Below are 9,938 nucleotides of genomic sequence, written 5' to 3' on the forward strand. Positions count from 1 at the left end.
GTGGATGGATTCGGGTCAGTACGCGGTGCGGGAGGTGTTGGCCGACCATGTGTCGAAGGGTGCGGTGCAGTTGTCGATGCCCACGTGGTGCACGGGCAGCAGTTCGTCCCGCTGGGCCCGGGTGGCGGTGAAGAAGTCGTAGAACGCGGCGTCGTCGAAGCCGCCGTCCGCGGCGTCGTGGCGGTCCGCGGCGAAGTACACGGCGTCCAAGCGCGCCCACAGCGAGGACGACAGGCACATGGGGCACGGTTCGCAGCTCGAGTAGAGCACTGCGCCGCTGAGGTCGTACGTGCCCAGGGCTGCGCACGCGGCGCGGATCGCGGAGACCTCGGCGTGGGCGGTGGGATCGTTGTCCGCGGTGACGCGGTTGACCGCCGTGAACTCGCGCCCGTCCACGGTCACGACGACGGCGCCGAACGGGCCGCCGTCCTCGGAGGCGTTGCGCACGGCCACGTCGATCGCGCTGCGGAGGTGGCGTTGCACGGAGGCGTCGGCCGGGGCCGAGGTGGTGTGGTTGGGAGGGGTCATGGTGCTTCCTGTCATGGGTCTTAGATTGCGGTGGTGAGAATCAGGGGGAGTCGCTCTTGTAGACGCGATGGATCTGGCCGGTGTCCGTGAGCTCGCCGCTCTCCACGCGACGGCGCGTCTCCTCCACCACGTGGTCATCCACGATGGCGATCTCCTAGCTGTACAGCTAGGAGATCTCAGGCCTCGCGACGGCCAGTGGGTGCCCACTCCTGGATCCAACGGATGACTCACGTGATTGCGGCGCGAGCGCTGGATGCGCCTTTGCTTTGACTCCGTCGAAGCAGATTTCTGCCGCCCTGCGTGCATTCGCTCCACTAGAAGTGCCCAGGGAGCTGGAAAGGGCAACGTGACGGTCGAGCCGGTGAAGCATGCGCCTCCGTCCGGCCGCACGCCTCACCCGGCCGCGCCCCAGGCGGGCACACTCAGATCTTGAGGTGCACCAAACTCGTCCCCTTGGTCTCCAGCGCCGTGCGCACCGTGTCCGCGAGGATGTCCATGGTCGCGGAGAGGCCAGTGGCGCCGAAGCCCTCGGCCAAGCGCACCCAGTCCGGCTGCACGAGGTCCACACCGAGCGGCTGGATGGAGCGGTCCACCATGTTCTGCCGGATCTCCCCGTAGCCGCCGTTGTCCACGCATATCACGGGCAGGTCCAGGCCCAGTTCCACCGCGGTCATCAGTTCCTGGATGGAGAACATCAGGGCGCCGTCCCCCACGAGGCACACCACCGGGCGCTCGGGCGCGGCCAGCTTGGCGCCGATCGCCGCGGGCAGGCCGTAACCCAGCGTCGCGTACGTCCCCATGTAGAGCAGGGAGTGAGGAACGGGTGCGCGGAAGAACGTGGTGGATCCCATGTAGGTCACCTGGGACGAGTCGCCCGCCAGGATCGTGTCGTCCGGGACCACGTTCATGATGATCTCGTTGAGCGCGGCGAGCTCGGGGGCCCACGTGCGGCCCTCCTCGTCCATCGCATCGAAGACCTCGCGCAGGTCTGGTGCCGTCCGCGCGGAGGGCGCGACGTCGCCCGCCGCATCCAAGCCGGCGACGTCGCCCGAGCCGGCGACGTCGCCGGGGCCCCCGGCGTCGGCCCGCGCCCGCAGACCCGCGAGCAACTGGGGGACCACCGCGGCAGAGTTGCCCGGGACCTCGACGTCCGGGGTGAGGTTGCACAGCATCTGGTCGCGCATGATGTCCACGCGCACGACGGGCCCCTGCGGGGTGATGTCGCCGCCCCACAGCTCGGCCTCGCCCACCTTGGAGCCGATCACGAGCAGGGCGTCCCGCGAGCGCAGGAACTCGTGGGCCGTGCTCAGCCGCAGGTCCGCGCCCAGGGAGAGCCGGTGTTTTTCGGGGATCGCTCCCTTGCCGTTGGTCGTGGTGATCACGGGTGCCTCGAGCAGTTCGGCCAGCTCGAGCAGGTGCTCCCCGGCGGCCAGGGAACCACCGCCGGCCAGGATGACCGGGCGCTCACTCGCGGCGAGCGCTTCGACGGCCGCGGCGACGTCGGCCTCCGGTGCCGGCGCGGGCTCGCCCAGGGGGCGGGGTGCGGTCGCGGACTCGGGGACGTCCGCGGGGGCCTCGAGGATGTCCAGGGGGATCTCGATGTGGATGGGCCGCGGCCGGGAGTGTGCGAAGTCGCGCATGGCGTCGTGGATCATGGTCACGGCCTCGGCGGCGGAGGTCACACGCCGGGACACGCCCACGATCGCATTGACCGCGGCGGACGGGTTCTTGGTCTCGTGCAGCGAGCCGATGTCCCGGAAGTCGTGTCCCACGGGCCGCCCCGGGGAGAGCAGGATCATGGGCCGGGACTCGGCGTACGCGGTGGCCGCGCCGGACAGCGAGTTGAGCAGGCCGGGTCCGGAGGTCGTGATGACCACGCCGGGCAGCCCGCGCACCTGGGACCAACCGTCCGCGCCGTAGGACGCGCCCTGTTCGTGGCGCGTGGTGATCGGGCGGATCCCCAGCTCGCGCAGCGGCCGGTAGAACTCGAGCGAGTGCGTGCCCGGGATGCCGAAGACCGTGTCGATCCCGTAGCCGCGCAGCGTCTCCAGGACAGCGCGGGCCGTGGTGCGCTCGGGGTACGACGACGCCGCCCCCGCCGGGTTCTCGAACCCCCCGGGGGCGGCGGTGACCGTGTTCTCGTTGCTCATGCCTTGGACTCCTGAATCCGTCGGTTCCATTCCTGACTGACGTCGGACGGGGTGGGCCTGCTCATGAGTGACACCGCCACGAACACCACTGCGGAGGCGATCAGCCCCATGTAGATGGGTGCGTTGGCGAGCACCCCGAAGACCATCATGCCCGCCACTGTGGCGACGACCCCCACCCCCATGGACCACATGGCGCCGGCCGCGGTGGCGCGCGGCCACAGCAGCCCACCCAGGATCGCGACGAGCAGTCCGCCCACCAACAGGTCGTAGGCGATGGTCAGGGCCACCACGGTGGAGCTGACCAGCATGGACATCACGGTGATGAGCAGGCCCACGACCACCACGTAGACGCGGTCCTTGAGGACGGAGGCGTCCTCGGAGCGGGAGCGGGCGACGTCGGCGTCGGACGCCCCGAACAGGCCGCGCAGCGTGGGGACCACGTCCACGCGCGCCACGGTGGCCGCGGCGATCGTGGCCCCGGAGGCGGTGGACATCATGGCCGCGACGCCCGCGGCGAGCACCACACCACCCAGGCCCACGGGGACGTGCTGCTGGGCCATGGTCGCGAAGGCCTCGTCCGGCATCTCGAGGGTGGGAAGAACGGCGGCCGCAGCGGTGCCGATCAGGGCGCCAGCCACGCCGTACAGGGCCACATACCCGGCGGAGATCACCCCGCCCCAGCGGGCGACCCCGGGGGAGCGGGCGGTGAACACGCGCTGCCAGATGTCCTGGCCGATCAGCATGCCGAATCCGTAGATCACGAACTGCGTGATGATCCCCTGCAGACCCATGACGCCCAGGTCGAAGAAGGAGGAGTCCAGCCGCTCACGGATCCCGGACCACCCACCCCCGGCGGCCAGCGAGAACGGCAGGAGGATCGCGAAGATCCCCACGGTCATGAACACGAACTGCATGAGGTCCGTGAGGGTGATGGACCACATGCCACCGAGCACCGAGTATGCGATCACCACGGCGCCACCCAGGAGGATGGCCCACGGCCGGGAGATCGGGAACAGGACGGAGAAGATCGCCGCGTACGCCGCGGTGGAGGTCACCGCGATCATGATCGTGTACGCGAGCATCACGAAGGAGGACGCCGTGGCCCCGCCCTTGGCGCCGTAGCGCAACTGCAGCATCTGGGAGACGGTGAAGACCTTGAGCGACTGGATGCGCGCGGCGAAGAACAGACTCAGGACCCCCAGGCCCACGGCGATCGCCACCACGAGCCACATCCCGGAGATCCCGTACTGGTACCCGAGACCCACACCGCCCACGGTGGAGGCGCCGCCCAGGACCACGGCGGCCATCGTGGAGGTGTACAACCCCGTTCCCAGCCGGCGCCCGGCCACCCGGTAATCGGTGGCGGTGCGGGCGCGGCGTGCCGCCCACAGCCCGATCACCACCATGGCGATCAGGTACAGCACGATGACCAGGACGTTCACGGGGGGTCTCCTCGACAGAACTCGGGGTGTCCGCGCGCGCGATCGGATGCGCTCGTGGGCGGGGTGGTTGGCACTAGGGTTCTATGCACCAGGTCACAAAAAGTATCACCGCGGTGGTGGTTCACGCCGCCGCGGGTGCCGTGTTCGTGGGAACCATGCCCCGAGAACCGCGGTGCACGTCCCCGGGTGATCCCCGGGAGGTAAGGAGTTCAGCAGTGGAACCGGAACGCGTCGTCGAAACCAATGCAGCGGGTGAGCAACGGGTGGGCCCCGTCAACGCGGCCCTGACACCGCGGTGGGCTGGGCCGGCCACGTTCGCGCGGTTGCCCCGCACGGATCAGGTGGAGCACACGGACATCGCCGTGGTGGGCGTGCCGTTCGACTCGGGCGTCTCCTACCGTTCCGGTGCGCGCTTCGGTCCGAATCACGTGCGCGAGTCCTCCCGGTTGCTGCGCCCCTACAACCCCGCGCAGAACCACTCGCCGTTCGCCCACCTGCAGGTCGCGGACGCCGGGGACATCGTGGGCAACCCGTTCGACATCCCCGAGGCCATCGCGTCCATCGAGACCGCCGCCAAGGAGCTCATGGGGGAGTCCACCAAGGTCGTGGCGATCGGCGGGGACCACACGATCGCGTTGCCGCTCATGCGCGCCGCCCACTCACGCCACGGCACGATCGCGCTGTTGCACTTCGACGCCCACCTGGACACGTGGGACACCTACTTCGGTGCCGAGTACACCCACGGCACCCCGTTCCGCCGGGCGTTCGAGGAAGGCATCATCGACACGGACGCCGTGATGCACGTGGGCACCCGCGGGCCCCTCTACGGCACCCAAGACCTGGACGACGACGCCCGCTTCGGTTTCGAGATCGTCTCCTCCGCGGACGTCATGCGCTCCGGCGTGGACGCCGTGGTCGCGGCTCTGCGCGAGCGCGTGGGGGACCGCCCGCTGTACGTCTCCCTGGACATCGACGTCCTGGACCCCGCCCACGCACCCGGCACCGGCACGCCCGAGGCCGGTGGCATCACGAGCCGCGAGGTCCTCGAGATCCTGCGCGGTCTGCGCGGGCTGGATGTCGTCGCGTGCGATGTCGTGGAGGTCGCCCCCGCCTACGACCACGCCGAACTGACCGGGATCGCCGCGGCCCACGTGGTCTACGAGCTGATCTCGCTCATCAGCCTGGGCGCCGGCGCGTCCGCGGACGGCCCCGCCTACGGCATGTCGGGTGCCCGTTACGGGGGCCAGTGATGAGCGCGTTCGCGTCCCGCGCGGGGGAGTTCCGGCCCTCCCCGGTGCGCGCGGTGTTCGAGACGGCCATGGACCCCTCGGTGGTGTCCCTGGCCGGGGGCAACCCGGATCTGTCCGTGCTGCCGGGCGGGACCGTGGGGGATCTGGCCGCGCAGCTGATCCGTGAGCGCGCCGGTGAGATCCTGCAGTACGGTTCCGGCGCGGGGACCGCGGGCCTGCGCGAACTGGGCGTGCGGCTCATGGCGCGGGGCGGGTCCACGGTCACGGAGACGGACGTCCTGCCGACCACCGGGTCCCAGGCCGGGTTGGACCTCGTGACCAAGCTGTTCTGCGATCCCGGGGACGTGATCCTGGCCGAGGGCCCCACCTACGTGGGTGCGCTGGGCGTGTTCGGCGCGTACGAGGTGGACGTGCGTCACGTCCCGGTGGACGAGCACGGCATGGACCCGAGCGCAGTCGCCGACGCGTTGGACGACGCCGCGGCGCAGGGTGAGCGCGTCCCGTTCGTGTACGTGATCCCCAGTTTCCAGAACCCCACGGGCGTGACCATGCCGGTGGAGCGGCGGCGCGAACTGGTGCGAGTGTGCGCCGAGCGGGACGTGATGATCATCGAGGACGATCCCTACGCGCTGCTGTCCTTCGACCGCGCGCAGCCCCTGGCCTCGATGCACGGGATGGACCCGGAGCACGTGATCCACCTGGGCAGCTTCTCCAAGATCTTCGCCCCGGGGCTGCGGATCGGCTGGATCGCGGCACCCCCGGAGGTCAGGGGCCGGTTGCAGATCGCCGCGGAGTCCGTGGTGATCCACCCGTCCAACCTGGCACAGTCCCTCGTCACGGCGTGGGTGGGTTCCGAGCACTGGGAGCCCGCGCTCGACGACGCTGTGACGCTGTATCGCGAGCGCTGGGAAGCCATGGACGCGGCGTTGACCGAGTTCATGCCGTCCTCGGCGCGGTGGACCACGCCCACGGGCGGGTTCTTCACGTGGGTCACGGCGGACGAGTTGGCAGGCAAGGACGTCCTCGCGGAGGCGATCGCCCATGGGGTGGTGCTGGTACCGGGCTCAGCGTGTTACATGGACGGCCGGGACTCGGACGCGGTGCGGCTCGCGTTCTCCGGTGTTGCTCCCGCGCGGATCCGGGAGGGCGTCAAGCGGTTCGCGCAGGTGCTGCGGGACCTCTGACGCCGTCGTGCTCGCACCGCGGTGCTTCCGCCGGAGGCCGAGCGCCGTCGACGCGGACCGGTGACGGGACGTACTCGAGCATCCCGTGGTCGGTGGGCGCGGTCAGGGTCGCGGGGGAGAGATGGGCGTCCTGCGCGGCCCGGAGAGTGCGCGCATCCAACAGGGCCCGCGCGGTGCGTTCGAGGGACACCCGTGCGTGGCCCGCGGTCCCCGTTGCGAGCAGCGCGCAGGCCGCGGCGGCCATGCCGTAGCCCGCGGTGTGGTCCAGGGCCTGGACCGGTAGGGCCCCGGGGCGCCACCTCCCGTGCTCGTCCCGCGCACCGTAGTGATGGGCGATCCCCGTGGCGGCCTGGACGATGCTGTCGAATCCACGCTGTCCGCCCCGGGTGCCGGAAGGTTCCCACGCGCTGAGTTCCACGTGGACCAGGTGAGGGAAGCGGTCGCGGATGCTCGCGGCGTCGAGACCGAGATCGGTCAGGGAGCCGGGCCGGTACCCCGTGAGCAGGACGTCCGCGGCGTCCAGGGCGTCGGCCAGATCCCCCGCCCGCGCGGAATCCGCCAGATCCCACGACACGCAGCGCACCCCCGCATCGGTGTCCAGGTGCCGGCCGAGCAGTTCGGGCAGGGCAGGCGGGTCGATGCGCAGCACGTCCGCGCCCAGGGCTGCCAGGAACTTGGTGGCCGTGGGGCCCGCGATCACCCGGGTCAGGGAGACCACGCGTACGCCCGCCAGGGGAGTGAGCGACGCCGTCCCCCGCGGTGCCGCGAACGGACCCTTCGCGGAACTGGACGGACAGCCTGCGGAATCGGACGAACGGGTCGACGCGCTGGAACCGGCACGGTCGAACACTCGGACGGGGATGTCCGCCGGGGTGAGCTCGAGCCACGGCCCCGGCTCGGACGCCGCATCTGCGCGCCATTCCTGTTCCGTGGCCACGCGAGCGGCAATGCCGCCCTCGGCGACGATCCGGGACTCGGCCTGCACCCCGGTGAGTTGGGCGAGGGCGGGTGCGAGGGCGTCGTCGTGCGTGATGTCCAGGGCGCGGAACAAACGCTCGCGGTGGTGCGGGTAATTGGCGTGCGTGCGCAGCCAGCCGTCCGACACGGGGAAGAAACCGGAACACGGGGCGAAGCCGGGCAAGGACTGCCCGTCGAGGCGGAGGTGGGAGACCGAGCCGAACGCCGCGATGACCTCCGGCAGCCGCGCCGTGATGACGCTGTCCCGATGGCCCATGGTGCGGGCGAGTTGCTGGGCGCCCGCCACTGCCAGCCCCACCCCCGAAACCGCCAGCCGCTGGACGTCCAACGGCCCGGACCAGTACCGACCACTACCGTGCACCGCGGTCGCCGCGTGCTCACTCGCGCGCGGGAGCAGCCCGTCGAGGGCCGAAAGGATCTCCTGCATGCCGCTGCCTCCCGGGGCCGGAACCGTGGGCCACGATTCAAGCACACGGGCGCGCTCCGCGGGGTTCACGCGGGAGGAGACCGTACCGCGCATGCTTAGGATTGTGAGTCATGGACTCCTCGCACGCTCCGGCCGCCGACGACCGCCGAGCCCGCATGCTGCGCAGCGCCGCGCGACTGCGTGCGGTGCTGCGCCAAGGGGTGTACTTCCTGCGTAGCATGGAGGGGGCGCGGGAGCTCACGAGTCAGCAGATCAGCTTGTTGACCATGCTCAAACCGGGCGGTGCCCGCATGACGAGCATCGCCTCGAACCTCGGGGTGCGCACACCCACAGCCACGCAGAGCGTGGACCGGCTGAGCAAGGCCGGACTCGTGCAACGCGATCCGGACCCCACCGATGCGCGGGCCGTCCTGGTGTCGCTGACCCCGCAGGGGGAAGAGGTGCTCGCGCGTGAGGATCAGCACCGCAGTGAACGGGTCGCGGATGTGCTGTACGAATTGAGTGCCGAGGAACTCGACCTCCTGGACGCCGCACTGCCGGTGTTGGCCAAGCTCGCGCGGGCCCAGGAGTCGAGCGGGGACTGACCCGGGTCAGAGGGTCTCGGTGACGTCGTCCTCGGGGAAGCGGGGGCCGCGCTCGTAGGCGGGGGCCACGGGGTGCCCCAGGTTCACGACCACGATCGAGCGCTTGCCCGTCCCGGCGAAGAACTCCCGGTCCACGGCCTCGGCGTCGAAACCGGTCATGGGCCCGGCGGCCAGACCCACGGCGCGGGCGGCCACGATGAAGTAGCCCACCTGGATGTGGGAGTTGGCCTTGCCGCTGGTCAGGCGCAGGTCCTCGTTCTCGTCGTACATGCCCTGCAGGTGCGGGGCGGCGGGGAGGAACTGGGGGAAGCGCTGGTGCCAGTTCTCGTCGTAGGACAGGATCGCCGTCAGCGGCGCCTGGCGGGTCTTCTCCTGGTTGCCGCCGCTCATGTGCTGCACCAGGCGCTCACGGGCCTCGGGGGTCTCCACCCAGGTGATGCGCAGGGGCTGCGAGTTGAACGCCGTGGGGCCCATCTTGGTGAGGTCGTAGATCGCGTGCTTCTGCTCGTCGGTCACGGGCTCGTCCGTGAAGTGGCTCGCGGTGCGGGCGGTGGTGAACAGGCGCTCGGCGTCCTCGGGGGTGATCTCGAGGGCCAGTTGGTTCATGGCGGGGGCAGTCATAAGGGGGTCCTTTCGCGTGAGAGCTCACCGCGGATGCCGCGCACCCGAAATGATTTCTGGGGAAACTATACATGCCGGCGTCCCTGCGATGCACTCGGATGTCGGCGATCTCACGTGAACCTGTAGTTTGTCGTGGTGACTTCTGCGTTCCTCCCGGGCCTCGTGACCGGTCTGGCCCTCATCGTCGCCATCGGCGCCCAGAACGCCTTCGTGCTGCGGCAGGGGATCCGTCGGGAGCACGTGGGCGTGGTAGTGGCGATCTGCATCGTCTCGGACGTCTTCCTGATCGGACTGGGAACCGCGGGGATCGGATTCCTCATCGACCGGGTGCCGTGGCTGCTCAACGCGTTCCGCTGGGTCGGGGTGGTCTACCTCGCGGCGTTCGCGGTGCTGTCCTTCCGCTCCGCGCTCACACCCCAGACGATGGCGGCCGCGCGCGACGGCGCCGGCTCCCTCCGCGGCGTCGTCCTCGCGACTCTCGCGTTCACCTGGCTGAACCCGCACGCCTACCTGGACGCCGTCCTCATCCTGGGCAACCTGGCCAATCAGCACGGCGCTCAGCGCTGGATCTTCGCGGGCGGTGCGTTCACCGGATCGGTCATCTGGTTCACCGCCCTGGGTGCCGGTGCGAAGGCGCTCTCCCACGTACTGAACACCCCGCTGACCTGGCGCATCGTGGACGTGGGAGTGGGCCTGGTGATGCTGTTCATCGCGGTGCGGTTGGCGCTGATGCCTAATCTATGAATGGTACAAACTGTGAACCTGTGTTAATTG

General features: G+C 70.2%; 9 protein-coding genes. 4 read left to right on the forward strand and 5 right to left on the reverse strand.

Annotation, left to right across the window (positions count from 1 at the left end; genetic code table 11):
• Positions 1-15: 15 nt before the first annotated feature.
• The 3 genes from Q9R22_RS08720 to Q9R22_RS08730 form a co-directional block, all read right to left on the reverse strand.
• Positions 16-528: a nucleoside deaminase gene (locus Q9R22_RS08720; RefSeq protein ID WP_131333695.1), complete on the reverse strand. Its 513-nt coding sequence runs from the start codon at positions 526-528 to the stop codon at positions 16-18.
• A gap of 422 nt (positions 529-950) precedes the next feature.
• Positions 951-2,678, reverse strand: a complete 1,728-nt coding sequence (locus Q9R22_RS08725) for a thiamine pyrophosphate-binding protein (RefSeq protein WP_131333694.1) — start codon at positions 2,676-2,678, stop codon at positions 951-953.
• The gene (locus tag Q9R22_RS08730; RefSeq protein ID WP_131333693.1) at positions 2,675-4,120 is read right to left on the reverse strand and encodes a sodium:solute symporter; all 1,446 of its coding nucleotides are present in this window, start codon (positions 4,118-4,120) and stop codon (positions 2,675-2,677) included. The genes Q9R22_RS08725 and Q9R22_RS08730 overlap by 4 nt, the downstream gene beginning before the upstream one ends.
• A 215-nt stretch (positions 4,121-4,335) precedes the next feature.
• Between Q9R22_RS08730 and speB the strand changes: the two genes are divergently transcribed.
• The gene (gene speB, locus Q9R22_RS08735; RefSeq protein WP_098055286.1) at positions 4,336-5,370 is read left to right on the forward strand and encodes an agmatinase; all 1,035 of its coding nucleotides are present in this window, start codon (positions 4,336-4,338) and stop codon (positions 5,368-5,370) included.
• Positions 5,370-6,554: a PLP-dependent aminotransferase family protein gene (locus Q9R22_RS08740; protein WP_131333692.1), complete on the forward strand. Its 1,185-nt coding sequence runs from the start codon at positions 5,370-5,372 to the stop codon at positions 6,552-6,554. The genes speB and Q9R22_RS08740 overlap by 1 nt, the downstream gene beginning before the upstream one ends.
• Here the strand turns inward: Q9R22_RS08740 and Q9R22_RS08745 are convergent.
• On the reverse strand, positions 6,520-8,052 hold the full coding sequence (locus Q9R22_RS08745) for a CoA transferase (protein WP_131333691.1): 1,533 nt from the start codon (positions 8,050-8,052) through the stop codon (positions 6,520-6,522). The two genes, Q9R22_RS08740 and Q9R22_RS08745, sit on opposite strands and share 35 nt — an antisense overlap.
• Before the next feature lie 17 nt (positions 8,053-8,069).
• On the opposite strand from Q9R22_RS08745, the gene Q9R22_RS08750 reads away from it, so the two are divergent.
• The gene (locus Q9R22_RS08750; protein WP_085108500.1) at positions 8,070-8,543 is read left to right on the forward strand and encodes a MarR family winged helix-turn-helix transcriptional regulator; all 474 of its coding nucleotides are present in this window, start codon (positions 8,070-8,072) and stop codon (positions 8,541-8,543) included.
• 6 nt (positions 8,544-8,549) lie between these two features.
• Here Q9R22_RS08750 and Q9R22_RS08755 read toward each other — a convergent pair whose 3' ends face one another.
• Complete coding sequence (locus Q9R22_RS08755) at positions 8,550-9,164, reverse strand: malonic semialdehyde reductase (RefSeq protein WP_131333690.1); 615 nt, start codon at positions 9,162-9,164, stop codon at positions 8,550-8,552.
• Positions 9,165-9,299: 135 nt separating this feature from the next.
• Here Q9R22_RS08755 and Q9R22_RS08760 point away from each other — a divergent pair, with 135 nt between their 5' ends.
• On the forward strand, positions 9,300-9,908 hold the full coding sequence (locus tag Q9R22_RS08760) for a LysE/ArgO family amino acid transporter (RefSeq protein WP_131333689.1): 609 nt from the start codon (positions 9,300-9,302) through the stop codon (positions 9,906-9,908).
• The last annotated feature ends 30 nt before the right edge of the window (positions 9,909-9,938 follow it).

Source organism: Kocuria sp. PD6, from assembly GCF_031844145.1.
Lineage (GTDB): Bacteria > Actinomycetota > Actinomycetes > Actinomycetales > Micrococcaceae > Kocuria > Kocuria marina.